The organism is Pseudomonas xantholysinigenes (genome assembly GCF_014268885.2).
Lineage (GTDB): Bacteria > Pseudomonadota > Gammaproteobacteria > Pseudomonadales > Pseudomonadaceae > Aquipseudomonas > Aquipseudomonas xantholysinigenes.
This window is the reverse complement of sequence record NZ_CP077095.1, coordinates 3,178,497-3,200,417: the sequence shown is the minus strand read 5'-3', so window position 1 is coordinate 3,200,417 and position 21,921 is coordinate 3,178,497. Positions and strand designations below refer to the sequence as shown.

Below are 21,921 nucleotides of genomic sequence, written 5' to 3'. Positions count from 1 at the left end.
AGGAGGCTGGCGGCGACGGTGCCACGGATAAATAATGCGCGGTCGCTCACGCCAGGGTCTCGACCAGGCGCGCCGCGCTGCCATCGGCGAGGATCAGCCGCGTCCAGCGGCAGGTCCCGGCGCTGATGGGGACCACCCGCGAGCGATTGCAGCCGGTATCGAACGCCAGCGCCGGTGGCGCCAGTTGCTCGCGCCAACCCAAGGCTTGCAGGCTTGCTTCGCGCTGGATGATCGCCTCGCTGCTGAACCGCCACAGCGAGCGGCCCATGAGCGCCGACAGCGGCAGGCTGAACTCGGCGGCGCGGGCGGGCGAACAGGCCAGCAGGCGATGGCTGAGGTCGCAGACCAGGTGCACCGGCTGCTGGCTGCCTTCGACCAGGCGCGCCAGGGCCTGATCGGCCGCCGCGCTCAGGCGTGCGCCGAGCAACTGCCCGAGCCGTGCCTGCTCATCAGGATTCATGGCCTGCAGGCCGTTTTCCCAGCGCGAGATGGTCGACTGCGCCACGCTGAACAGTTGGGCGGCATGCGCTTGCTTGACCCGATGCAACAGGCGCCAGCGGCGTAGCGCGACACCCAGCTCGGCGGCCTGGGGCAGGGCAGTGGTGGGCATCTTCGAACCTGTTGCGCGCAAGTGGGGCCTGCCAGTGTCGCGCGGGCGCCAGGACGGGGCAAGGCAGGCTGACCACTGGTCCGCAAGTTTCATCATCGTTCACCTGCGCAGTTGGCCCGCTCCCTGCTATATCCAGCCAGCGAATTTGATCGAGTGGTCAGCCCGAACGCCCTGCGCGTGACCGGCGCTTGACCCTCCAGACGGCTGTACGGCCACGGATTTCAGGGGTTGCAGGATGTCATTGGCGCAGCAGATCGAACCACCGCAGGCCGACCCGGGCTGGAGCGCCCACCTGCAATTGCGCTTCATCCTGCGTGATGGCGTGACCCGCCTTGGTGCGCGGCGCCACGTCGGTCCTCTTTTGGTGCAGCGGCCATTCTATCCAGAGGGCGCGCCGTGCCATGTCTATGTGCTGCACCCGCCCGGCGGTATCGTCGCCGGCGATCGCCTGGAGCTGGATATCCAGCTGGAGGCCGGCAGCCACGCGCTGCTGACCATGCCTGGCGCCAGCAAGTTCTACCGCAGCATTGGCCCGACCGCACGGCTGGCCCAGCGTTTCCACCTGCACGCCGGTAGCACCCTGGAGTGGCTGCCCCAGGACAGCATCTTCTTCAACGGCGCCCGGGCCAGCCTCGACAGCCGTTTCAGCCTCGAGCCCGGTGCTCGCCTGCTGGCCTGGGAGACCCTGTGCCTGGGTCGCCCGGTGATGAGCGAGCGGTTCGAGCAAGGGGCGCTGGACAGCCGTCTGCGCATCGAACTACCGAATGAGCCTGGGTTGCATGAGCGCCTGCGGATCGAGGGCGGGCAGTTGGACAAACTCGGTAGTCACCCCTTGCTCGCCACTTTTTGCGCCGCGCCCGCCGACCAGGCCGTACTGGACCACGTCCGCACGTTGCTCGAAGCGCTGCCCACACCCGCCGGCGCCACGTTGCTCGGCTCACTGCTGGTGATCCGCCTGCTCGACCACGACAACCAACACCTGCAACACAACCTGCAGCGCCTCTGGCACCTGCTGCGTCCGGCCGTGCTTGGCCTGGCGCCGTGCCCGCCGCGCATCTGGGCCACCTGAGAGAGCCGCCATGGAGCTGACCCCGCGAGAGAAAGACAAACTGCTGCTGTTCACCGCCGCGCTGCTGGCCGAGCGGCGCCTGGCCCGTGGCCTGAAACTCAACTACCCGGAAGCGGTGGCGCTGATCAGCGCCGCGGTGCTCGAGGGCGCCCGCGATGGGCGCACGGTAGCCGAGCTGATGAGCCTGGGCCGCGAGGTACTGGTGCGCGGGCAGGTGATGGACGGTGTGCCCGAGATGCTGCATGACGTCCAGGTCGAGGCCACATTCCCCGACGGCACCAAGCTGGTGACCGTGCATGACCCCATTGTCTGAGGTGCTGCCCATGATTCCCGGAGAGATCCAGGTCGCCGCTGGCGACATCGAACTCAATGTCGGCCGTGAAACGGTCAGTGTCAGCGTGGCCAACCATGGCGACCGTCCGGTCCAGGTCGGTTCGCACTATCACTTCTACGAAGTCAACGATGCCTTGGTGTTCGAGCGCGAGCCGACCCGGGGCTTTCGCCTGGACATCCCGGCCGGCACCGCGGTGCGCTTCGAGCCGGGCCAGGCACGTACCGTGCGGCTGGTGGCCTACGCCGGCAAGCGCGAGGTGTATGGCTTTCAAGGCAAGGTGATGGGCGCGCTGGAGGGTCGGACATGAGCCGTATTTCCCGGCAGGCCTACGCCGACATGTTCGGCCCCACCGTCGGCGACCGCGTGCGTCTGGCCGATACCGCGCTGTGGGTGGCGGTGGAGAAGGATTTCACGCTGTATGGCGAGGAGGTCAAGTTTGGCGGCGGCAAGGTGATCCGCGACGGCATGGGCCAGGGCCAGATGCTGGCCGCCGAGGCCATGGACTTGGTACTTACCAACGCCCTGATCATCGACCATTGGGGCATCGTCAAGGCCGACATCGGCGTCAAGCATGGCCGTATCGCCGCCATCGGCAAGGCCGGCAACCCGGATGTGCAGCCCGGCGTGACGATTGCGGTGGGGCCGGGCACCGAGGTGATCGCCGCCGAGGGTAAGATCGTCACTGCCGGTGGTATCGACTCGCATATCCACTTCATCTGCCCGCAGCAGGTCGAGGAAGCCTTGACCAGCGGCGTCACCACTTTCATCGGCGGCGGTACCGGCCCCGCCACCGGCACCAACGCCACCACCTGCACGCCCGGCCCCTGGTACCTGGCGCGCATGCTCCAGGCCGCCGATTGCCTGCCGATCAACATCGGCCTGCTGGGCAAGGGCAACGCCTCGCGTCCCGAGGCCCTGCGCGAGCAGATCGCCGCCGGCGCCGTGGGCCTGAAACTGCACGAGGACTGGGGCTCGACGCCCGCCGCCATCGATTGTTGCCTGGGCGTGGCCGAGGAGATGGACATCCAGGTGGCGATCCATACCGACACCCTCAACGAGTCGGGCTGCATCGAGGACACCTTGGCCGCCATCGGCGAGCGCACCATTCACACCTTCCACACCGAAGGCGCCGGCGGCGGACATGCCCCGGACATCATTCGCGCGGCGGGGCAGGCCAATGTGTTGCCGTCCTCGACCAACCCGACCCTGCCGTATACGGTCAACACCGTCGACGAGCACCTGGACATGCTCATGGTCTGCCACCACCTGGACCCGAGCATCGCCGAGGACGTGGCCTTCGCCGAGTCGCGCATCCGCCGCGAGACCATCGCCGCCGAAGACATCCTCCACGACATGGGCGCCTTCGCCATGACCTCGTCCGACTCCCAGGCCATGGGCCGGGTCGGCGAGGTGGTGCTGCGCACCTGGCAGGTGGCGCACCAGATGAAGTTGCGGCGCGGCCCGCTGGCGCCGGATGACAGCTACAGCGACAACTTCCGGGTCAAGCGCTACATCGCCAAGTACACGATCAACCCGGCCTTGACCCACGGTATCGCCCACGAGGTTGGTTCGGTGGAGGTCGGCAAATTGGCTGACCTGGTGCTATGGGCGCCGGCGTTCTTCGCGGTCAAGCCGGCGCTGGTGCTCAAGGGCGGGATGATCGCCATGGCGCCGATGGGCGATATCAATGGCTCGATTCCCACGCCGCAGCCGGTGCATTACCGCTCGATGTTCGGTGCCTTGGGCGCGGCGCGGCATGCCACGCGCATGACCTTTTTGCCCCAGGCCGCCATGGCGCGTGGCCTGGCCGAAGAGCTTGGCCTGCGCAGCCTGATCGGCGTGGCCCAGGGCTGTCGCCGGGTGCGCAAGGCCGACATGCTCCACAACACCCTGCAGCCGTTGATCGAAGTCGATGCGCAAACCTACCAGGTGCGTGCCGACGGCGAGTTGCTGGTGTGCGAGCCGGCCCATGAACTGCCCCTGGCCCAGCGTTATTTCCTGTTCTGAAGGAGCGAACATGATTGTACTGACCCAACGACTCGGCGACGCCGCCATGGTCACCGGCACCGTCACCCTCGATGTCGACAGCCGGATCAAAAGCCGCCTGCGCGTCACCCTCGACGATGGCCGTGAGGCCGGGTTGATGCTCGAGCGCGGCCACCTGCTGCGTGGCGGCGAACTGTTGGCCGATGCCCAGGGCGCCCAGGTCATTCGCGTGCTGGCCGCCCCTGAGGCGGTGTCCACCGCGCGTTGCGCCGACCCGCACCTGATGGCCCGTGCCGCCTACCACCTGGGCAATCGCCATGTACCGTTGCAGATCGAGCCAGGCTTGCTGCGCTACCAGCGCGATCATGTGCTCGACGCCATGCTGCGCGGCCTGGGCCTGCAGGTCGAAGCCGAGCACGCGCCGTTCGAGCCCGAGGCCGGCGCTTACCAGAGTACCGCCCATAGCCATGACCACCCGTTCGTACGCCTTAACGCTCATTCCTGACCCTTGGAGCTTGTGATGAAAAAGACTTTCGCCCTTGTACTGCTGATGGTGGCCTTGCCGGCCTTCGCCCATCCCGGGCACGACGCCAATCCGCTGCAGGATGGCTTGCTGCACCCGCTGACCGGTCTTGATCATTTGCTGATGCTGCTGGGCACTGGTGTGCTCGCAGCCTTGACCGGGCGCACCCTGGTCCTGCCGTTGGCGACCCTGGCGGCGATGTTCGGCGGTGCGGTGTGTGGCCATCTGTTTGGTGATGTCATCGGCATGGAACAGATGATTGTCGGTTCGTTGCTGGTGGCAGGCGCAGCGATGCTGTTGCCGAGCCGCCAGTTGCTGTTGTCGCTAATCATGCCGGTGTTCGCCTTGTTTCATGGCTGGGCCCATGGGGTGGAGGCCACGCCCAGCGCGTTCTGGCTGTTCAGTGCCGGCTTTGTGACGGTGAGTGGCCTGTTGCTGGCGGCAGGTTTCGGCGTTGGCTGCCTGCTGCGCCGTCACGCCGGCCTGCAGAAAGCCTTTGGTGGCGGCATGTTGGCCGGCGCCGCGCTGGTGCTGGCCGGCTGATGAGCAGCGACCTGGCGTTGCTGCGCCTGTTGCAGCTGGCCAGCCCGGGGCTGCCGGTTGGGGGCTTTACCTACTCGCAGGGCCTGGAGTGGGCCGTGGAGGCCGGCTGGGTGAAGGATGCCGCCGGCTTTGCCAGTTGGCAGCGCGAGCAACTGCGCGACACCCTTGGCCATCTCGACTGGCCGGTGCTGGCACGTCTGTACCAGGCGTGCCTGGCAGAAGATGCAAGCGCCTTCGCGCAATGGAGCCGTTTTTTGCTGGCCAATCGCGAGACCGCCGAACTACGCCTGGAGGAGACCCAGCGCGGCAGCGCCCTGGCGCGCCTGATCGATGGCTGGCAGCTGGGCCAGGACCCGGCCTGGCGTGCCAGTCTCGAACTCAGCCAACTGGGTGGCATGGCCTGGTTGGGCGCGCATTGGTCGATTCCGCTGCGTCAGCTCGCCCTCGGCCATGGCTTTGCCTGGTTGGAGGGGGCGGTGATGGCTGGCATCAAGCTGGTGCCGTTTGGCCAGCAAGCCGCCCAGACCCTGCTACGCGACCTTGGCGCGCAATTGCCCGCCGTGCTCGACCAGGCCCTGGCGCTGGACGACGACCAGCTCGGCGGCGGCCTGCCATTGCTGGCCATCGCTTCATCGCGTCACGAAACCCAGTACACCCGTTTGTTCCGATCCTGAGGACCGCCCAGATGCAAAACTATCAGCAACCCCTGCGAGTCGGCGTCGGTGGCCCGGTCGGGTCTGGCAAGACCGCGCTGCTCGAAGCCTTGTGCAAGGCCATGCGCGATGACTACCAGATCGCCGTGGTGACCAACGACATCTACACCAAGGAAGACCAGCGTATCCTCACCGAGGCCGGCGCCCTGGAACCCGAGCGCATCGTCGGCGTGGAAACCGGTGGCTGCCCGCACACCGCGATCCGCGAGGATGCCTCGATGAACCTGGCCGCGGTCGAGGCGCTGGCGCGCAAATTCGGCAATCTTGAAGTGATTTTCGTCGAGAGTGGTGGTGACAACCTCAGCGCCACCTTCAGCCCGGAGCTGGCTGACCTGACCATCTATGTGATCGATGTCGCCGAGGGCGAGAAGATTCCGCGCAAGGGCGGGCCGGGGATCACCAAATCGGACTTTTTGGTGATCAACAAGACCGACCTGGCGCCGTACGTGGGGGCCTCGCTGGAGGTGATGGAGCGTGATACCCAGCGCATGCGCCCACAGCGGCCGTGGACGTTCAGCAACCTGAAGAAAGGAGAAGGGCTGCAGGCGATCATCGAGTTCATCGTCGAGCGGGGGATGCTGAGTAAGGCTGGACGTCGGACTTGAAAGCGCTGGATTACGTAAAGGTGTGAAGGAATACTCGCTCCGGCGACACCTGATTACGACAGGCATGGGTAACTAGCTTGTGTGAAAAGCTTCGCTTTGTTGGTTGTCTCGCATAAAAATCCTACATTGCGCGAGCAGGTATTCTTGGGCAAACCGGGCGTATGCCTACAGGCGATAGTGGGCGTACGCCTTAAAGTAGGTGGCCTGGCGGCAATGAGGAGTACGAAAGTTTCCCAGCCGTTGACAGTCAGTCCATCCATTCAAGGAAACCTCCATGAAGAAGCCAATGTTTGCCGCTTTTTTCTGCTTGTCGCAGGTGTGGCACAGGTTGCTTATGCCAATACTGTCCCGTCAGTAAGCCAGGACGCGTCCGTCGTCGTTTCACCGTTCGCCCAGCATGAAATCAACAAGGTCGGTATTTCCATGTTGGCGTCACTGGGCGGCCTTCCACCCATCGAGTGTCCAGAAGGCACTTATCGCACCGGGGCAGGGCATTGCCAGCCTGATTTCGACTTTGACTAACCAGGCCGTGGTATGCGGCAGATCAAGAAGATGTTGATGGATAGCCGCTGCTACGACTGACCGGCAGGAGCCATCGCGCGCGACAGCACTGTGCGGGCGATGGCCAACCCGCCATGCCGCTTAGCTGGAAAATATGTTCAAGGCATAGGCAAATGCTTTGTCAGACAACCCGCCGAATACCCGGCTGGCACGGTAAAGTGACAGGAAAACCTGCGGCGCCGCCCATGGCGGCTGAGAGGTACCTGTGGCTTCCTACACCTTGCGTCAACTCAAGTATTTCGTCACCACCGTGGAGGCAGGCAGTGTCGCCGAAGCCTCCCGCCAGTTGTATATCGCGCAACCTTCGATTTCCACGGCGATCAAGAGCCTGGAGGAAAGCTTTGGCGTGCAGCTGTTCATCCGCCACCATGCCCAGGGCGTCTCGCTGACCCCAGGCGGCAAGCGCTTCTATGCCAAGACCCGGGCCTTGCTGCAGATGGCCCATGAGTTCGAGCAGAACGCCTTGGCCGACAATGACACGGTCGCGGGGCAGATCGACATCGGCTGCTTCGAGACCGTGGCGCCGCTGTACCTGCCGCGCTTGATCGCGGGCTTTCGCGAGCGCTATCCCGGCGTGGACATCCGCCTGCGCGATGGCGAGCAGCAGGATCTGATCCAGGGGCTGACCGCCGGTACCTTCGACCTGGCCTTCCTTTATGACCACGACCTCGACGGCACCATCGAAACCGAACCCCTGATGCCGCCGCAGAAACCCTACGTGCTGTTGCCGGAGAAGCACCGCTATGCCGGTCAGGCTCAGGTGTCGCTGCGCGACCTGTGTCCGGAGCCGATGATCCTGCTCGACGTGGCGCCCAGCCGCACCTACTTCGTCAGCCTGTTCAACGACCTGGGGTTGACGCCGAACATCGTCTTCAGCTCGCCGTCGATCGAGATGGTGCGTGGCATGGTGGGGCAGGGCTTCGGTTTTTCGCTGTTGGTTACCCGACCGCACTCCGAATTCACCTATGACGGGCAACGCCTGGTGACCCTCGATATCGCCGAGCCGGTGGCCCTGTCGGGGTTGGCCGCCGCGCACTTGAAACGGATGCAACTGACCAAGCCCGCGCAGTTGTTCGTCGAGTTCTGCCGGGAACAACTGGCCAACCTATGACCACGCCTTGCCGGGATCGGGCTGAGTGCGCATGATGCCGCGATGAGCCCACTTACCCGTTTGCACGCCGTCAGACGTAGCCTGAGCCCGGGAGGCCAGCATCTGCTCTGGCTGCGCTACCAGCCGCCTTATCACTGGCCATCGACTCTGGCGTTCCTGACTGCGCGCTGCATCCCCGGTATCGAGACATGCAGCGATGGCGTGTACCGACGCAGCTTCGTCTGCGCGGGGCGGCATGGCGTGCTCGAGGCCAGGCCAGGTGCCTGCCTGCAGGTGCGCTTGCTCGGGGTCGACCCGCGCCAGGTGCCGGGGCTGATCGCACGCTTGCGCCGGGTGTTCGACCTGGATGCGCAACCGGCGCGGATAGCCGCCGCGCTGTCAGCCGATGCGCTGATGGCCCGGTTGCTCGCCGCGCGTCCGGGCCTGCGGGTGCCCAAGGGATGGGAGCCTTGCGAGCAGGCGATGCGCACGGTACTGGGGCAACAAGTGAGCGTGGCCGGTGCCATGACCTTGGCTGCACGCCTGGTGGCCAGGCATGGGCCGCCGCTGCGCGTGGATGCGCCGTTGCTGAGCCGTGTGTTTCCTGCTGTCGAGACATTGGCGACGGCTGAACTGGAAGGGTTGGGCATGCCGCGGGCGCGCGCCGCAACCTTGTCGACCCTGGCCAGGGCATTGTGTGATCGACCCAGCTTGCTGCAGCGCGGGCAAGCGCTCGACGAGGCTGTCGAACGGCTTTGCCTGCTCAAGGGCATTGGCCCTTGGAGCGCGCAGTATCTGGCCTTGCGCCAACTGGGCGATGGCGATGCGTTGCCCTTGGGGGATATTGCCCTGATCAAGGCCTTGCGCTTGCACGAAGGCCCCCAGGCGCAGCTGGCCGAACGCGCTCAGGCCTGGCGCCCGTGGCGGGCCTATGCGGCACAGCACTTGTGGGCCTCCCTGGCTGATTTCAGCGGGCCTGATGCGCTTCCAGCGGGCTGATGGCCGGTCAGTTGGACCACCTGTCGGTCCGGCGTCGCTGTCGGGTGAACGACCTGCCTGCAACAGGTTTCTTCCACTAAGGTGCTAGTGTCCATGACCTCGGCGAATGGAGCATCGCCTGGGTTTCTCCAGCAACCGACTACCTAGAGAGGGTCGTACCATGTCGTTGATAGGCGTTTCGATGCTTGAAATGCGGCAGATGATCGAACAGGCATGCCTGCCCGATCGTTGCGAGGTGAGCTGTCCGGATGGCGAACACCTCACTATTCTGCTCGGCCAGGGCCAGAGCCTGGACGCGTGCCTGACCGTCACCGGGGTGCCGTTGGCCAGCCTCAACAGCTGTCGCGACCTGGTCGACCTGGTGACGCAACTCAAGGCGCAGCGCCAAGGCCCGGCGCAATCGCTCAAGGCTATTGCCTGAGTACGCACGCGCAAGCGTTTACTTTCCTGCCAGTACTTGTCTAGGGGCGCTGCGGCGCCACCGAGTTGCCAAAGCTGTTGCCCATGCGCGTCGAGGTCGCCGCCGGGGTGGCCAGGCCCATTTGGTTGGGGGCCTTGCGCTGCAGTTGTCGCGCCGGATCGAGTTGTTCGCGCAGGCCCTTGGCGGCCTGCGGCTCACCGCCCTGCAATTGGTCGGTCAGGCAGTCGTAGGCCAGTGCCCGTGACTGGCCGACCTGCACATCGATGCAACCCTGTGCGGTCTTTGGCTGTTCGGCCAACGCCAGTCCAGCGGTGCCCAGCAGCAATGCCAAGGTGGTGAGCGAAAAGCGGCCCATGGTGAGGCTCCTTGATCAAGTCCAGGCAGAAGTCTAGCGCCCGCCCGCCTTCCTCGGGGTGAAGCTTTGGTTGCCATGGGCTGTCACCACAGCGTCATACACAAGCCCCAGGATGACCTTTCCCCGGCGACGGCGGCCAGCAAGGAGGCCCGTTCATCCGTGCGTGCATTGCTCGTGGCCGGTGCGCTGCTGCTGGCTTGGTCGCTTATCGCGACACCGCTGCGCGGCCAGCCGTTGCTGACCCTGGAAATTCCGGCGCAAGCCCTGGACCGGGCACTGGACAGCTTCGCCCGGCAAAGCGGCCTGGCGGTGCTGGTCGACCAGGCGCTGGTGGCCGGGCAGCGCTCCAGCCCCGTCAGTGGCCGCTATGCCGCGCGCGAGGGATTGCAGCGTCTGTTGCAGGGGACCGGGCTGCAGGCGCGCTACAGCGGCAGCGGTGGCTTTACCGTGCAACCGATGCGCATCAACGACACTTTGCCGCGCAAGCGCGAGGGTGGCGTGCTGGCAGGCAGCTACGCCCTGGCGTTGCAACAGGCGGTGGAGCGCGCCTTGTGTGGCTCGGCGCTGACCCGACCGGGTGGCTATCGGGCGGCGCTGCAAGTGTGGATCGATGGCCGTGGCCAACTGCTGCAAAGCCGCCTGCTGGCCTCGACCGGCGACCCTGTGCGCGATGCCGCAGTGATCGAACGTCTGCGAGCGGTGCGCCTGGAAGGGGCGCCGCCGACATCCCTGGCGCAGCCGGTCACCCTGCTGCTGCGCCCGGTACCTCTGGATTGCCCATTTTCGCAAGGAGCTGCGGCGGCATGAACAAACCCCGGGACAGTGTGCTGGTGAAACTGTTTCTGTCCTCCTACGACGCCTTCAGGGTGCGCCTGAAGCGCCGGCTCGGTTCGGACGACCTGGCCAACGACGTGCTGCAGGAAACCTACCTGCGAGTCGATCGCCTGGAGGCGGTGCACGATGTGCAAAAGCCTGGCGCCTACCTGTACCGCATGGCCCTCAATGTCGCCGCCGACCGACGCGAGGCCGACGCGCGGCTGCTCACCGGTGCCGAGGTGGAGGCTTTGCTGCAGGTCGGCGAAGACCAGGACCCGGCGCGTATCGTCGGCGGCCAGCGCGAGATCCAGAGCCTGCTGGGCGCCCTGTACGAACTGCCGGCGCGGCGCCGACGGATCTTCATTGCCGCGCGCCTGGAAGAGGCCTCGCACCTGGAAATCTCCCAACGTTTCGGCATTTCAACGCGCACGGTGGAGAAGGAACTCAAGGCTGCGCTGGGGCACTGCGCGGCGCGCCTGGACAGAAAAGTGTTTCAGCGCTTCGGTCCAGGCGCGGGAAAACCGTCTTGATCAATAGTCGACCCATTCATGTGAGCACCATGCCCCAGATTCCGCCCGACCCCGACTTGCAGCGCCAGGCCCAGGACTGGCTGGTACGGCTGACATCCGGCCTGGCCACCGAGGCCGACGCCCAGGCCCTGCGGCTCTGGTGCGCGCGCAGTCCGGCGCATGCCGAGGCGTTTGCCCAGGCCCGCCAGCTGTGGCAACTGCTGGGCCCGGCGGCGCGGCAGGCCCGCCAGGCGGCCATGCCGACTGTGAGCCGGCGCGCCGTGCTTGGCGGCGCGGTGGCAGCCTCGGCGGCATTGCTGGTGTGGCGTGGCGGCTGGCTGGAGGGCTTCGCGGTGGCGCCGGCGGCCTTTGCCACCGAGACTGGCGAGCAGCGACGTATAGAGTTGGCCCCAGGCATCGAGCTGGAGCTGAACGTACGCACCCGGATCGGTCGCGAGCGACAGGGGATCGCCCTGTTGAGCGGCGAAATCGAGGTGCAGGCACACCAGGCTGTGCAGGTACGGGCCGGAGCTGGCGTTATCAGTGCCGAGCAGGCGCGTTTCAATGTGCGCGAGGATGATGAAGGGGTCTGTGTCACCTGCCTGAGTGGCGCGTTGCGGATTGCCGCCGGTGGGCGGGTCGAAGCGCTGCCCGCGGGCCGCCAGCAGCGCTATGGCGCCCAGGGCCTGGGCAAGGCGCAGAGCTTCGATGCCAGCCAGGTGATGGCGTGGCGCGAGCGCATGCTGGTGTTGCGTGATGCCTCCCTGGCCCAGGTCATCGACGAGATCAACCGTTATCGCCAGGGGCGGCTGGTGCTGCTCAATCCTTCCCTGGGCCGACGCCGGGTGCAGGCCCGCTTCAGCTTCGATCAGCTGCCTCAGGCCGCCGAGCTGATCCGCGCCGCCTATGGCGCTCGTTGCCTGGAGCTGCCAGGCGGCGTGGTGCTGGTCAGTTAAGCGGGCCCAGCACCTGGCGATAACGCTCCTCGCCTTGCGGGCCGCGCCAAGCCAGGCGCACCTCAAGGCCGGCCGGATCATCGCGGGCCTCGCCACCTGGCGCCTGCCAGCCTGCCGTAGCCTGCCAGGCGCGCAGGCTGAAGTCGGTCACGTTTTCCAGAACCGCCACTGCCGCTTTGGGCGCGGGCAACGGGTAACGGTCGCGCAGGGGCGCGGCGGCGCGGTACAAGGTACCGCCACGCACGAACCAGCGCACCCGCTGCCAGCCACTGCCTGGCACGGCGCCGCTGCGTACCAGTTCCAGGCGTTCGGCACGGGCGCGCACGGCGGGCAATAACGGTTTGCCGGGCGGTTCGCGGCCGGGCAGGGGCGGTTCGACCAGTTCGACGGTGGCGCGCAAGGCCAGGTCGCGTTCCAGTTGCTGGAACACCCGCAGCACGGCCTGGTTGTCTTCGCTGGCCTGGCGCACATGGCGATCGGCGCGGCTGACGCTGTCCAGCCCGCGCCAGGCAATCAGGCTGACCACTGCCATCAAGAGAATGGCAATCATCACTTCGATCAGGGTGAAACCCTGTTGACGCTTCACGGTTGGCTGACCTTGATCGTGCCGGCGGCACTGCGCGCCAGGTCCACCCGCACGTTGGCGCTGTGCAGGCGCAGGGTCAATGGTGCGCCGATCCACTCGCCGTCCAACCACACCGGGCCGCGTGGCTCGACTCGCACCTTGACCGTTTCGGCTTGCCAGCGCCGGGGTTTGAGCGGGCCGTCGGCCAGCGCCTGGCCATCTGCGCGGACGAAGCGGTAGCCGTCGCGGTCGCTTTGCCAGCGCAGCGGCTGGCCTGCGGCCTGGGCCTCGCTTTGCGCCAGTTCCAGCAAGCGTGCCAGGCGCTCGCCATCGGCGCGCAGCTGCTTGCCCGGGTCGGGGCGGATATTCAGGCTGATGGCAGCGCTGGCGATACCGACGATCACCAGCACCACCATCAGTTCGATCAGGGTGAAACCTCGTTGTTCCGGCACGGCAGCGCTCCTTGTCCACGCTCGTCAGCTTGCCGGGGAAAGATGATCGCGTGATGAAACAAAACCGTGAGAATTGCCCGGTATGCTCGGGCGCAGGCACACAAGGAGCCCGTGAACATGCCAATTGTCCGTCCCACGCTGTCACCAGGCCTGTTGTTGCAGGGGCTGGGTGTACTGGTCGCTGTCGCCGGGTTGCTGACCTGGGCCCCCTTGCTGTTGCAGCCTGCGCCGCAGGCTGCCCCGGCAGCGGAGGGGGGGGCCGCGGTGTCGGCCAATACGCCAGTGGCGCGTTGGTTCGCGGACATCCCGCTGCAGGTGCAGATCAAGGTCAGCGGGGTGCTGGCCGGCAGCCAGGGTGCGGTGGCCATCGTCAGCCTGGACGGTGGCCCGGCCCGCGCAGTACGCAGCGGCGAGGACCTGGCGCGCGGCGTGCGCCTGGTCGCCATCGAGCGTGGTGGTTTACTGATCGAGCAGGCTGGCCAGCGCAGCCGGGTCGAGGTGCCGGTTCCGGCGCTGGCCTCATTCTGGGGGGAGGCTGCGACGCACGAGTGAAGCTCAGGGCGTCGGGGCCGTTGTTTTTCGCTTGCGTCTGCGTATTTTCCTCACCCCTGCGCTGGGTGTGATCAACGGTAGAGAACTGGGTGTCAGGCACAGATGGGCATGCTGGACCCGTTCGCAGCCGCATCGGGGATCGGCATCGGCATGCGAGAACTTGAGCAGGTGATTGCCGTGCTCGTGCGATGCTCCGAGGTGGTGCGTGGCGCAGGGATGACGGTCCTGGGTCAGTGCCATGGCAAGCGCCCAGCCCGCAGCCTTGTAGGCATCGAGCGCGACCTGCTTGGCATGGCCATAGGTATTGTCCCGACCAACGGAAATCACCATTTTCGCGGGGCTGTCTGCCCTGGGCGCAGGGATGGCTGTGGTGGTGACATCCGAGCCATGATGAGGCGCGACCATGCCGGCGAGCCTGGGTGTCGTCTTTTTGGCCAGGCCGGGAATGGAAACGAAGTCGGCGTCGCCGGTCAGGAGGATCGCTGGCCCCCGCAAGTGAGGCTGGACGAACAGGGCGATCCCGGTGTTGTTGCGGTCCTGTACTGCACCGGGGGTACGTCCGCAGGCCTCCAGCCAGCCGTGGGCGAAGGTGATGCGATCACACCCGTCAGGCCACAGCAACATGGCGCCGACGCCTGGCATCAGCCTGACGTTTGACAGTGCGTCGAAGAAGCTTCTCGCGAGCGGCCCTATTGCGTGCTTGTCGATCTCGGGCGCGCGGGCAATCCAGAACCGTTGGAGCGCTTGCGGGTTCCATTGGTGGCGAGTGGTCAGGCTTGCCGGATCGAAGTCGCTGCGGGCAATGGCGTAGGACCAGTGATCCATATCCCAGTGTGATAGGACGACAGGCGCAACAGTGATCGGATCGCAGTCGAACAGTCGCGGCTGGCACGGCGGGCGCGACGTTGCGTGAAAGTTCGGCGCCCATCCCAGGTCGAAGAACACACGCGGGTGCTCATACTGATCGACGATGGCATTGCAGTTGCCTTGGCCCACATCATAAGCCGCCACCGCGAGGGTGCCAGCGTTGCGCAGGGAAAGGTCCAGGATTGTGGAAATCAACGTCTTGGGGACGCGGTCCTCGTGCGCCAGCATGAAGCGTTCGAACGCATCGATTGACAATCGTACTGGCGAGGCATTCAGCAGGTGTAGGGTCACCCGTTCTGTGTTGTCACCGAACAGGATGACCTGCATCGGGACAGAGTCTGTCGTGGCGTGGGCACCGACTTCGATCTTCAGCCACTGACTGTCCGAGTCCTCGAGCGAGAGGAACCGTGCGATGGAGTGAAAGGGTGCCCTGAGCGCAAGCAGCTCCAACTCGCCAGGAATGAGATAGCTGGACGGGTAGGTAAAGCAGTCGAAGGTGACCCAACCACCATTTTCCTTGTCCTCATTGTTGCGCTCGAACTCCGCCAGCGCGGTGAATGTCCTGCGTGGGTTATCGTCGATGGCAGTGGTCTTCATGTCCTGGGCGATTCCTTTTTATGGGGTAGTACTCCCATCGGACCACTCGTCAACTGTGCGGCTGAGCGTGGGCGCAACGGGCGTGGTTGCTGATCATGCCTCGGCGAACTGACGCAGGCGCTCGCCATCCAGGCGATAGCGGACCCATTCATCCTGCGGTTGCGCGCCCAGGGACTGGTAGAAACCGATGGCCGGCTCGTTCCAGTCCAGCACGCTCCACTCCAGGCGCCCGCAGTTGTTTGCCATGGCTTCCCGGGCGATATGCCGCAGCAACTGGCGGCCGGCGCCGTCGCCGCGTTGTTGTGGGGTGATGTAGAGGTCCTCGAGGTAGATACCGTTGCGCCCAAGCCAGGTCGAGTAGCTGTAGAAATACACGGCAAAGCCGATCGCCTGGCTGTCGCGCTCGCAGATCAGGCTGTGCACGGTGCTACCGGCGTCGAACAGGCTGTGTTCGATATCGGCAAGAGTCGCCACCACTTCGTGGCGAGCGCGCTCGTAGTCCGCCAGTTCGGTGATGAAGGTGAGGATCTGCGCGGCATCGGCGCGCGCTGCGGGGCGGATGGTCAGGCTCATGCTGGGGCTTCCTTGTGTGGGGCTCTGGGGCGATAGGCAGTGTCGTGCAATTGGCTTGCACCGTGCCAGCGCTTCTTGGGCTCCTATGGATAACACGACCATATCAATAATGTGTATCTACGCAATTTATCTAAACTGTACCGGTTGCAATCACCCTGGCCCGGTTAGTGTGGCAACACAACAACCCCGCCGGAATACGCCGCCATGCTTGCCTCGCTCGATCTGCTCAGCGCCTTTGTGCTGTTTGCCTTCGTTTCTTCCATCACCCCTGGTCCGAACAACACCATGCTGCTGGCTTCGGGGGTGAACTTCGGCGTGCGCCGTTCGATCCCGCATGCGCTCGGCATCAGCGTCGGCTTCATGGTGATGGTGCTGGCGGTAGGGTTGGGGCTGGGCGAGGTGTTCAAGATATGGCCGCCGTTGTACACGATCCTGCGCTACACGGGCGCTGCCTACCTGCTGTACCTGGCCTGGAAGATCGCCACTTCCGGGCCGCTGTCGGGCGAAGCCGTGGGCGCGCGCAAGCCTTTGGGATTCTGGGGCGCGGCGGCGTTCCAGTGGGTCAATCCGAAGGCCTGGGTGATGGCGGTGGGGGCGATCACCACTTACACGCCGGCCCAGGGCTATGTGTTCAATGTCATTGTCATTGCTGTGGTGTTTGCCTTGGTCAACCTGCCCAGCGTCGGGGTCTGGGTGATGTTCGGCAGTGCGTTGCGCAACGTGCTGCGCAATCCGCGCGCAGTGGTGCTGTTCAATGTCCTGATGGCCGTGTTGCTGGTGATTTCGCTCTATCCGCTGCTGTTTGTAGAATCGACGTTTTCCTGATTGTCGATGAGTGCCGTAGATGGAGTTGATCCCCTGGTCCCATGAATGTGCCGAAGGCTTCACCTTGCGCGGCTGGCGCACGCCGGCCAGTGGCCGGCCGCTGCTGCACTTCCTGCACGGCAATGGCTTCTGCAGCCTGGCCTATGAACCCATGCTGCTGCGTCTTGGCGCGCATTTCGACCTGTGGCTGAGTGATGTCCAGGGCCATGGCGACAGTGACCATGGCGGCGCGTTTCGTGGCTGGAACCGTACTGCGGCGCTGGCCCTCGAAGCTTTTCAGGCCGGGCGCGGCGAGTATGGCGCGGTAGCTTGCCTGGCCGTCGGCCATAGCTTCGGCGGGGTGCTGACCGGGTTGATGCTGGCCGCGCAACCGGGTCTGTTCCAGCGCGCGGTGTTGCTCGACCCGGTGCTGTTCAGCCGCCCGATGATCGGCGTGATGGGCGCTGCGGCCCTGGTTGGCCTGCATCGTCGTCATGCCCTGGCGCGCAAGGCCGCGACCCGGCGCAGCCATTGGCCCGACCGCGAGGCGGCGCGGGCCTCGCTGCACGGGCGGGGTATCTTCAAGGGCTGGCATGATGCTGCGTTGCAGGCCTATGTGGAGCACGCCATCGGCGACTGTGGCGAGGGCGTGGTGCTCAAGTGCCGACCCAGCCGCGAAGTGGAAATCTTCAGCTCGTTCCCTCAGCGCATGTGGTCGCAACTGGCGAGTATCCAGACGCCGACACAGATCCTCCACGGCGAGCATACCTACCCGTTCGTGCCGCATTCGGCACGGCGCCTGGCCGAGCTCAATCGCCAGGTCAGCGTGCGCCAGGTCGCCGGCGGGCACTGCTTCATGCAGGAAGATCCGGCAGCGGCGGCCGAGCAGATCGTGGCATTTCTGCAGACTTAATCACTGATGTCCATTTCGCGACGATCACCGACCTGATCACGCGCGAACGACAAGCGCAGATTCCTTACCCTGGCGCTCCCCCCATCGGATGGAGCCCAGCATGAACCAGGCGGTCAGCCCAGATCCCCAGCACACCCTCGAGCACTCCCGCGCCCAGCGCCGACAACGCCTGCTGCGCTTCGGCCTGGTTGCAGGGCTGGGCCTGCTGCTGGCGGCATATGCTGCGTATTGGTGGCTCGATGGCCGTTTCCTGGAGCAGACCGATGACGCCTATGTTCGGGCTGACTGGGCGCCGATCAGTGCGCGGGTCAGCGGCTACGTGGCCGAGGTGGCGGTGGCGGACAACGCCACGGTCAAGGCCGGCGACCTGCTGGTGCGTCTGGATGAGCGCGATTTTCGTGACCGGCTGCGCCAGGCCGAGGCGCGCCTGGCGGTAAGCGAGGCAGCCGTGCAGGTGCAGGCCATGCGTCTGCGCGGGTTTGCCGCCGAACAACATGAGCAGGTCCAGGCCATCGCCCGCGCCGCCGCCGAGCGTGGCGGCAGCCGCGGCGAGGCGCAGCGGGCCGAAGCCGACTGGCAGCGCTACGAGCGCCTGGCACAGTGGCAGGCGGCGAGCGTGCAGCGCATGGAACAGGCCCGGGCCACGCGGATCCAGGCCCAGGCCCTGCACCGCGCCGCCGACGCCGAGCTGGCCCGGCAGCAGGCGCGCCAGGCGGTGCTGGCCGAGCAAGGCAAGCAGTTGCAGGCTGAAATGCTGCAGCGCCAGGCCGACTTCGAGCAGGCCCGCGCCGAAGCCGACCTGGCCCGCAGCGCTCTGGCCGATACCGCGATCCGCGCGCCGTTCGACGGCGTGGTCGGCCAGCGCAAGGTGCGCCAGCAGCAGTACGTCACCCCGGGCTTGCCGTTGCTGGCGGTGGTGCCGGTGCGCCAGGCGTATGTGGTGGCCAACTTCAAGGAAACCCAGCTGGCGCAGATGCGTCCCGGGCAGCCGGTGACGCTGGAGGTGGATACCTTCGGCCGCCACTGGCATGGCACCGTCGACAGCCTGTCGCCGGGCTCGGGCGCGGTGTTCGCGCTGCTGCCGCCGGACAACGCCACCGGCAACTTCACCAAGATCGTCCAGCGTTTCCCGGTGCGTATCCAGCTCGACCCTGAGCGCGACGATGCTGCGCGGCTGCTGCCCGGCATGTCGGTGATCGCCACCGTGGACACTCGGCAGGCCGGCGATGAGCGCTGAGGAGAAGGTTTCCACCCGTGCCTGGGTCGCGGTGATCGGCGGGCTGTTCGGTTGCTTCATGGCCGGCATGAACGTACATGTCACCAGCGCCGCCTTGCCGGAAATCGAAGGCGCGCTGGGGGCGAGTTTCGAGGAAGGCTCGTGGATCTCCACTGCCTACCTGGTGGCCGAGATCAGCATGATCCCGTTGACCGCCTGGCTGGTGCAGGTGTTTTCCTTGCGGCGGGTGATGCTGGTGGGCTCGGCGGTGTTCCTGGTCAGCTCGGTGAGTTGCGCCCTGGCCCCGAGCCTGGAGGCGATGATCAGCTTGCGGGTGATCCAGGGCGCCTCGGGGGCGGTGTTGATCCCGCTGTCGATGCAACTGATCATCACCGAGCTGCCGGCCAGCCGCATCGCCCTGGGCATGGCGCTGTTCAGCCTGTCCAACAGCGTGGCCCAGGCCGCCGGGCCATCGATCGGTGGCTGGCTCACCGACATGTACTCCTGGCGCTGGATCTTCCTGCTGCAGTTGCCGCCGGGGTTGGCCTTGCTGGCGGCAGTGGCCTGGTCGATCAAGGCCCAGGCGGGCGATCGCGGCGCCCTGCGCCAGGCCGATTGGCTGGGCATCGCGGCCATGGCCGTGGGCCTGGGGGCGTTGCAGGTCGTGCTGGAGGAAGGCGGGCGCAAGGACTGGTTCGATTCGCGTTTCATCACCAGCTTCAGCATCATCGCGGTCATCGCCCTGGCGCTGTTCATCCAGCGTCAGCTGTGGGGCAGGCGACCCTTTATCAACCTGCGTCTGTTGGGCAGCTACAACTTCGGGGTGTCGAGCCTGGCCATGGCGGTATTCGGCGCGGCGACCTTCGGCCTGGTGTTCCTGGTACCCAATTACCTGTCGTTGGTGCAGGGTTACAGCGCCAGCGAGATTGGCAAGAGCCTGATCGCCTATGGCCTGGTGCAGTTGTTGCTGGCGCCGCTGCTGCCACGCCTGATGCGCTGGCTCAACGCCAAGCTGCTGGTGGCCGGCGGCTTCGCCATCATGGCCCTGGGTTGCTGGCTGGGCTCGCAGTTGACGGTGGATTCAGGCAGCAACGTGATCATTCCCTCGACCGTGGTGCGTGGCATCGGCCAGCCGCTGATCATGGTGGCGTTGTCGGTGCTGGCGGTGAAGGGGTTGGACAAGGCCCAGGCCGGCTCGGCCTCGGCGCTGATCTCGATGCTGCGCAACCTGGGCGGTGCGCTGGGCACGGCGCTGTTGACGCAACTGGTGTCGCAGCGCGAACGCTTTCACTCGGTGCGGGTCGGCGAGGGCCTGACGCTGTTCGACGGCGCGCTGCAGCAGCGTTTGCCGGGAGGGATGGTCGATCCGCAGTCGCCCGAGGTCATGCAGACATTGGCCCTGATCGACCAGAGCGTGCGCCAGCAGGCCTACCTGATGGCCTACTCGGATGCGTTCTACCTGTCGTGCGTGGCCCTGCTTGGCTGCGCGGTGGCCGCGTTGCTGCTGCGCAGCCGTTGAGCCTCAGGGCTGGCGCTCGGCCACGGCGCGCAGGGTCTTGAGGGTAACCATCGGCGCGTCGACCACGAACTGGTTGGCCAGCCAGCTCGGCACGTCGCCGGCCGGGTCGGCGCGTAGCTGGTAGGTGACCTCGGTGTCGCGCTCGCCCAGCGGGCGCATGATCCATTCGCCGCTGAGCCGGCGTACGCGGATCAGCCCAGGGTCAACCGGTACTCGCCCGGGCTCGGCGCTCAGGTGGCGTACCAGGGTGTCGTCGTCCAGGCGCTCGGTACGCACCTTCAACACCATGTCCCGTGGTTTGGCTGGCCAGGGCAGGGCGGTGCTCAGGTAGACCCAGGTGGTATCGCCGTCCACCTCCAGCAGGCGCATGTCGGCGCAGGCGTACAGCCACTTGCAGGCCACGCGCAGGTTCTCCTGCAGGTCGGTGAGGGTACGCACGCTCGCCTTGATCCGGGTGACGCCGCGAAATTGCTGGTAGGACGAACCCTCGACACTGCTCAGGTAGACATCGATGCCGTCTTGCTGGCGGGCGAGGTGCCAGTGCTCGGCCGACGACGTGATCACCGGTAGCAGGAGCAGGGCAAGCAGGGCGCGGGGGAGGTTCATGGCGGGATGCCAGGAGAGGGAATTACGCTGAGTATGGCTCAGCAATGTGGGAACGGGATTGCCCCGTTCCCACGGGTCACGCCGTGTGGATCAACGCTGCGGATTGAGCGTCAGGTGCACGTGGCGGTTGACGTCCTTGTACAGCAGGTAGCTGAACGGGCCTGGGCCACCGGAATAGCAGGCTTGCGGGCAGAAGGCGCGCAGCCACATGAAGTCGCCGGCCTCGACCTCGACCCAGTCCTGGTTCAGGCGATACACCGCCTTGCCTTCCAGCACGTACAGGCCGTGCTCCATGACGTGGGTTTCGGCGAACGGGATCACGCCGCCGGGCTGGAAGGTCACGATGTTCACATGCATGTCGTGGCGCATGTCGGCCATGTCGACGAAGCGGGTGGTGACCCAACGGCCTTCGGTGCCTGGCATCTCGATGACGGTGGCGTTGTCGCGGTGGGTGACGAACGACTCCGGCACCGGCAGCCCTTCGACTTTCTGGTAGTGCTTGCGCAGCCAGTGGAAGGTGACGTTGGCCTTGCTGTTGTTGCGCAGGCTCCAGTCGGCGCCCGGGGCCAGGAAGGCGTAGCCGCCGGGGACCAGGGTGTGGTGCTTGCCTTCGACGGTGATGTCGATCTCGCCTTCGACGACGAACAGCACCGCTTCGGCGTTGGCGTCCAGTTCAGGGCGCTCGCTGCCGCCTTCGGGGGCGACTTCGACGATGTACTGCGAGAAGGTTTCGGCGAAGCCGGTCAGCGGGCGGGCGATGACCCACATGCGCATCTTGTCCCAGAACGGCAGGTGGCTGGTGACGATGTCACGCATCACGCCCTTGGGGATCACGGCATAGGCTTCGGTGAACATGGCACGGTCAGTCAGCAGCTCGGTTTGAGCCGGGTGCCCACCGTGGGGGGCGAAGTAGGATGGTTTCGACATGAACGGTCTCGACTTGTTGTTCTCTCCCCATGCCTTTCTCCACACCGGCCGGTGCGTGCAGGGGATGCGTGGACAGCATAAGAGCCTGTTGCTGGCATCCACAAATTAAATGTTGAAATGCTCGGTATTTGATTTTTGAATTTATGGAGTCAGAAGCTGTCCAGTATTGCCGGGTCAAGGCAACGTCCCTCTTCGACAAATTTTTCACATGGCCTTGCTAGGATCACCGGTTCTTCCTGG

28 protein-coding genes are annotated in these 21,921 nt (G+C 65.7%); 20 read left to right on the top strand and 8 right to left on the bottom strand.

Annotation, left to right across the window (positions count from 1 at the left end; translation table 11 throughout):
* Positions 1-46: 46 nt before the first annotated feature.
* Complete coding sequence (locus tag HU772_RS14150; protein WP_186654658.1) at positions 47-610, bottom strand: helix-turn-helix domain-containing protein; 564 nt, start codon at positions 608-610, stop codon at positions 47-49.
* Positions 611-845: 235 nt separating this feature from the next.
* Between HU772_RS14150 and HU772_RS14145 the strand changes: the two genes are divergently transcribed.
* From HU772_RS14145 to HU772_RS14090, 12 genes are all read left to right on the top strand, one after another.
* Positions 846-1,679: an urease accessory protein UreD gene (locus HU772_RS14145; protein WP_186654661.1), complete on the top strand. Its 834-nt coding sequence runs from the start codon at positions 846-848 to the stop codon at positions 1,677-1,679.
* 10 nt (positions 1,680-1,689) lie between these two features.
* Positions 1,690-1,992: an urease subunit gamma gene (locus tag HU772_RS14140; RefSeq protein WP_186654665.1), complete on the top strand. Its 303-nt coding sequence runs from the start codon at positions 1,690-1,692 to the stop codon at positions 1,990-1,992.
* Positions 1,993-2,002: 10 nt separating this feature from the next.
* Complete coding sequence (locus HU772_RS14135; protein WP_186655336.1) at positions 2,003-2,320, top strand: urease subunit beta; 318 nt, start codon at positions 2,003-2,005, stop codon at positions 2,318-2,320.
* The gene (gene ureC, locus HU772_RS14130; RefSeq protein ID WP_186654669.1) at positions 2,317-4,020 is read left to right on the top strand and encodes an urease subunit alpha; all 1,704 of its coding nucleotides are present in this window, start codon (positions 2,317-2,319) and stop codon (positions 4,018-4,020) included. Before HU772_RS14135 ends, ureC begins: the two co-directional genes overlap by 4 nt.
* A gap of 10 nt (positions 4,021-4,030) precedes the next feature.
* On the top strand, positions 4,031-4,504 hold the full coding sequence (ureE, locus tag HU772_RS14125; RefSeq protein ID WP_186654676.1) for an urease accessory protein UreE: 474 nt from the start codon (positions 4,031-4,033) through the stop codon (positions 4,502-4,504).
* Between the two features lie 15 nt (positions 4,505-4,519).
* Positions 4,520-5,065 (top strand): HupE/UreJ family protein, encoded by a 546-nt coding sequence (locus HU772_RS14120; RefSeq protein WP_186654683.1) that lies wholly within the window; start codon positions 4,520-4,522, stop codon positions 5,063-5,065.
* Positions 5,065-5,739, top strand: coding sequence for an urease accessory protein UreF (locus HU772_RS14115; protein WP_186654689.1), 675 nt, complete (start codon positions 5,065-5,067; stop codon positions 5,737-5,739). The genes HU772_RS14120 and HU772_RS14115 overlap by 1 nt, the downstream gene beginning before the upstream one ends.
* Before the next feature lie 11 nt (positions 5,740-5,750).
* Positions 5,751-6,383 carry an urease accessory protein UreG gene (gene ureG, locus HU772_RS14110; protein ID WP_186654700.1) on the top strand — a complete coding sequence of 211 codons (633 nt, stop codon included), beginning with the start codon at positions 5,751-5,753 and terminating at the stop codon, positions 6,381-6,383.
* 81 nt (positions 6,384-6,464) lie between these two features.
* Positions 6,465-6,905 carry a hypothetical protein gene (locus HU772_RS14105; protein WP_186654705.1) on the top strand — a complete coding sequence of 147 codons (441 nt, stop codon included), beginning with the start codon at positions 6,465-6,467 and terminating at the stop codon, positions 6,903-6,905.
* 244 nt (positions 6,906-7,149) lie between these two features.
* Entirely contained in the window at positions 7,150-8,055 is a 906-nt protein-coding gene (locus HU772_RS14100) for a LysR substrate-binding domain-containing protein (protein WP_186654724.1), read from the top strand.
* Between the two features lie 42 nt (positions 8,056-8,097).
* Positions 8,098-9,033 carry a DNA-3-methyladenine glycosylase family protein gene (locus tag HU772_RS14095; RefSeq protein ID WP_186654731.1) on the top strand — a complete coding sequence of 312 codons (936 nt, stop codon included), beginning with the start codon at positions 8,098-8,100 and terminating at the stop codon, positions 9,031-9,033.
* 160 nt (positions 9,034-9,193) lie between these two features.
* Positions 9,194-9,454 carry a DUF1652 domain-containing protein gene (locus HU772_RS14090; RefSeq protein WP_186654738.1) on the top strand — a complete coding sequence of 87 codons (261 nt, stop codon included), beginning with the start codon at positions 9,194-9,196 and terminating at the stop codon, positions 9,452-9,454.
* 40 nt (positions 9,455-9,494) lie between these two features.
* On the opposite strand, the gene HU772_RS14085 is transcribed toward HU772_RS14090, so the two are convergent.
* Positions 9,495-9,809, bottom strand: a complete 315-nt coding sequence (locus HU772_RS14085) for a hypothetical protein (RefSeq protein ID WP_186654744.1) — start codon at positions 9,807-9,809, stop codon at positions 9,495-9,497.
* A gap of 159 nt (positions 9,810-9,968) precedes the next feature.
* Here HU772_RS14085 and HU772_RS14080 point away from each other — a divergent pair, with 159 nt between their 5' ends.
* Genes HU772_RS14080 through HU772_RS14070 form a run of 3 tightly spaced genes read left to right on the top strand, consistent with a single transcriptional unit; the run spans position 9,969 to position 12,090 of the window.
* Positions 9,969-10,616 (top strand): secretin and TonB N-terminal domain-containing protein, encoded by a 648-nt coding sequence (locus HU772_RS14080; protein ID WP_225923024.1) that lies wholly within the window; start codon positions 9,969-9,971, stop codon positions 10,614-10,616.
* Positions 10,613-11,155 carry an RNA polymerase sigma factor gene (locus HU772_RS14075; RefSeq protein ID WP_186654757.1) on the top strand — a complete coding sequence of 181 codons (543 nt, stop codon included), beginning with the start codon at positions 10,613-10,615 and terminating at the stop codon, positions 11,153-11,155. Before HU772_RS14080 ends, HU772_RS14075 begins: the two co-directional genes overlap by 4 nt.
* 29 nt (positions 11,156-11,184) lie before the next feature.
* Entirely contained in the window at positions 11,185-12,090 is a 906-nt protein-coding gene (locus HU772_RS14070; RefSeq protein WP_186654763.1) for a FecR family protein, read from the top strand.
* On the opposite strand, the gene HU772_RS14065 is transcribed toward HU772_RS14070, so the two are convergent.
* Positions 12,083-12,640, bottom strand: a complete 558-nt coding sequence (locus tag HU772_RS14065) for a PulJ/GspJ family protein (protein WP_189664895.1) — start codon at positions 12,638-12,640, stop codon at positions 12,083-12,085. The genes HU772_RS14070 and HU772_RS14065 overlap by 8 nt on opposite strands.
* Before the next feature lie 32 nt (positions 12,641-12,672).
* The gene (locus HU772_RS14060; RefSeq protein ID WP_189664896.1) at positions 12,673-13,071 is read right to left on the bottom strand and encodes a GspH/FimT family pseudopilin; all 399 of its coding nucleotides are present in this window, start codon (positions 13,069-13,071) and stop codon (positions 12,673-12,675) included.
* Between the two features lie 153 nt (positions 13,072-13,224).
* Between HU772_RS14060 and HU772_RS14055 the strand changes: the two genes are divergently transcribed.
* A complete protein-coding gene (locus HU772_RS14055; protein WP_186654793.1) occupies positions 13,225-13,659 on the top strand; it encodes a general secretion pathway protein GspC in 435 nt (144 codons plus the stop codon).
* 3 nt (positions 13,660-13,662) lie between these two features.
* Here HU772_RS14055 and HU772_RS14050 read toward each other — a convergent pair whose 3' ends face one another.
* Both HU772_RS14050 and HU772_RS14045 read right to left on the bottom strand, forming a co-directional pair.
* A complete protein-coding gene (locus HU772_RS14050; protein WP_186654800.1) occupies positions 13,663-15,123 on the bottom strand; it encodes a ComEC/Rec2 family competence protein in 1,461 nt (486 codons plus the stop codon).
* A gap of 93 nt (positions 15,124-15,216) precedes the next feature.
* Complete coding sequence (locus tag HU772_RS14045) at positions 15,217-15,696, bottom strand: GNAT family N-acetyltransferase (protein WP_186654805.1); 480 nt, start codon at positions 15,694-15,696, stop codon at positions 15,217-15,219.
* A gap of 204 nt (positions 15,697-15,900) precedes the next feature.
* Between HU772_RS14045 and HU772_RS14040 the strand changes: the two genes are divergently transcribed.
* The 4 genes from HU772_RS14040 (at position 15,901) to HU772_RS14025 (ending at position 20,148) form a co-directional block, all read left to right on the top strand.
* Positions 15,901-16,521, top strand: coding sequence for a LysE family translocator (locus tag HU772_RS14040; RefSeq protein ID WP_186654809.1), 621 nt, complete (start codon positions 15,901-15,903; stop codon positions 16,519-16,521).
* A gap of 19 nt (positions 16,522-16,540) precedes the next feature.
* Positions 16,541-17,413, top strand: coding sequence for an alpha/beta fold hydrolase (locus HU772_RS14035; RefSeq protein WP_186654814.1), 873 nt, complete (start codon positions 16,541-16,543; stop codon positions 17,411-17,413).
* A 100-nt stretch (positions 17,414-17,513) separates the two neighbouring features.
* Positions 17,514-18,650 (top strand): HlyD family secretion protein, encoded by a 1,137-nt coding sequence (locus HU772_RS14030; protein ID WP_186654820.1) that lies wholly within the window; start codon positions 17,514-17,516, stop codon positions 18,648-18,650.
* The gene (locus HU772_RS14025) at positions 18,640-20,148 is read left to right on the top strand and encodes an MDR family MFS transporter (protein WP_186654828.1); all 1,509 of its coding nucleotides are present in this window, start codon (positions 18,640-18,642) and stop codon (positions 20,146-20,148) included. The genes HU772_RS14030 and HU772_RS14025 overlap by 11 nt, the downstream gene beginning before the upstream one ends.
* A 3-nt stretch (positions 20,149-20,151) precedes the next feature.
* Here HU772_RS14025 and HU772_RS14020 read toward each other — a convergent pair whose 3' ends face one another.
* Together HU772_RS14020 and HU772_RS14015 are read right to left on the bottom strand one after the other, a co-directional pair.
* Entirely contained in the window at positions 20,152-20,754 is a 603-nt protein-coding gene (locus HU772_RS14020; RefSeq protein ID WP_186654835.1) for an START domain-containing protein, read from the bottom strand.
* 90 nt (positions 20,755-20,844) lie between these two features.
* Positions 20,845-21,681, bottom strand: coding sequence for a bifunctional allantoicase/(S)-ureidoglycine aminohydrolase (locus tag HU772_RS14015; protein ID WP_186654840.1), 837 nt, complete (start codon positions 21,679-21,681; stop codon positions 20,845-20,847).
* Positions 21,682-21,921 lie beyond the last annotated feature (240 nt).

What these genes read in the sequence shown, in the direction of transcription:
- HU772_RS14150 (WP_186654658.1), bottom strand. Translation starts at nt 610, where the DNA reads ATGCCCACCACTGCCCTGCCCCAGGCCGCCGAGCTGGGTGTCGCGCTA.
- HU772_RS14145 (WP_186654661.1), top strand. Translation starts at nt 846, where the DNA reads ATGTCATTGGCGCAGCAGATCGAACCACCGCAGGCCGACCCGGGCTGG.
- HU772_RS14140 (WP_186654665.1), top strand. Translation starts at nt 1,690, where the DNA reads ATGGAGCTGACCCCGCGAGAGAAAGACAAACTGCTGCTGTTCACCGCC.
- HU772_RS14135 (WP_186655336.1), top strand. Translation starts at nt 2,003, where the DNA reads ATGATTCCCGGAGAGATCCAGGTCGCCGCTGGCGACATCGAACTCAAT.
- ureC (WP_186654669.1), top strand. Translation starts at nt 2,317, where the DNA reads ATGAGCCGTATTTCCCGGCAGGCCTACGCCGACATGTTCGGCCCCACC.
- ureE (WP_186654676.1), top strand. Translation starts at nt 4,031, where the DNA reads ATGATTGTACTGACCCAACGACTCGGCGACGCCGCCATGGTCACCGGC.
- HU772_RS14120 (WP_186654683.1), top strand. Translation starts at nt 4,520, where the DNA reads ATGAAAAAGACTTTCGCCCTTGTACTGCTGATGGTGGCCTTGCCGGCC.
- HU772_RS14115 (WP_186654689.1), top strand. Translation starts at nt 5,065, where the DNA reads ATGAGCAGCGACCTGGCGTTGCTGCGCCTGTTGCAGCTGGCCAGCCCG.
- ureG (WP_186654700.1), top strand. Translation starts at nt 5,751, where the DNA reads ATGCAAAACTATCAGCAACCCCTGCGAGTCGGCGTCGGTGGCCCGGTC.
- HU772_RS14095 (WP_186654731.1), top strand. Translation starts at nt 8,098, where the DNA reads ATGAGCCCACTTACCCGTTTGCACGCCGTCAGACGTAGCCTGAGCCCG.
- HU772_RS14090 (WP_186654738.1), top strand. Translation starts at nt 9,194, where the DNA reads ATGTCGTTGATAGGCGTTTCGATGCTTGAAATGCGGCAGATGATCGAA.
- HU772_RS14085 (WP_186654744.1), bottom strand. Translation starts at nt 9,809, where the DNA reads ATGGGCCGCTTTTCGCTCACCACCTTGGCATTGCTGCTGGGCACCGCT.
- HU772_RS14075 (WP_186654757.1), top strand. Translation starts at nt 10,613, where the DNA reads ATGAACAAACCCCGGGACAGTGTGCTGGTGAAACTGTTTCTGTCCTCC.
- HU772_RS14070 (WP_186654763.1), top strand. Translation starts at nt 11,185, where the DNA reads ATGCCCCAGATTCCGCCCGACCCCGACTTGCAGCGCCAGGCCCAGGAC.
- HU772_RS14065 (WP_189664895.1), bottom strand. Translation starts at nt 12,640, where the DNA reads ATGATTGCCATTCTCTTGATGGCAGTGGTCAGCCTGATTGCCTGGCGC.
- HU772_RS14060 (WP_189664896.1), bottom strand. Translation starts at nt 13,071, where the DNA reads ATGGTGGTGCTGGTGATCGTCGGTATCGCCAGCGCTGCCATCAGCCTG.
- HU772_RS14055 (WP_186654793.1), top strand. Translation starts at nt 13,225, where the DNA reads ATGCCAATTGTCCGTCCCACGCTGTCACCAGGCCTGTTGTTGCAGGGG.
- HU772_RS14050 (WP_186654800.1), bottom strand. Translation starts at nt 15,123, where the DNA reads ATGAAGACCACTGCCATCGACGATAACCCACGCAGGACATTCACCGCG.
- HU772_RS14045 (WP_186654805.1), bottom strand. Translation starts at nt 15,696, where the DNA reads ATGAGCCTGACCATCCGCCCCGCAGCGCGCGCCGATGCCGCGCAGATC.
- HU772_RS14040 (WP_186654809.1), top strand. Translation starts at nt 15,901, where the DNA reads ATGCTTGCCTCGCTCGATCTGCTCAGCGCCTTTGTGCTGTTTGCCTTC.
- HU772_RS14035 (WP_186654814.1), top strand. Translation starts at nt 16,541, where the DNA reads ATGGAGTTGATCCCCTGGTCCCATGAATGTGCCGAAGGCTTCACCTTG.
- HU772_RS14030 (WP_186654820.1), top strand. Translation starts at nt 17,514, where the DNA reads ATGAACCAGGCGGTCAGCCCAGATCCCCAGCACACCCTCGAGCACTCC.
- HU772_RS14025 (WP_186654828.1), top strand. Translation starts at nt 18,640, where the DNA reads ATGAGCGCTGAGGAGAAGGTTTCCACCCGTGCCTGGGTCGCGGTGATC.
- HU772_RS14020 (WP_186654835.1), bottom strand. Translation starts at nt 20,754, where the DNA reads ATGAACCTCCCCCGCGCCCTGCTTGCCCTGCTCCTGCTACCGGTGATC.
- HU772_RS14015 (WP_186654840.1), bottom strand. Translation starts at nt 21,681, where the DNA reads ATGTCGAAACCATCCTACTTCGCCCCCCACGGTGGGCACCCGGCTCAA.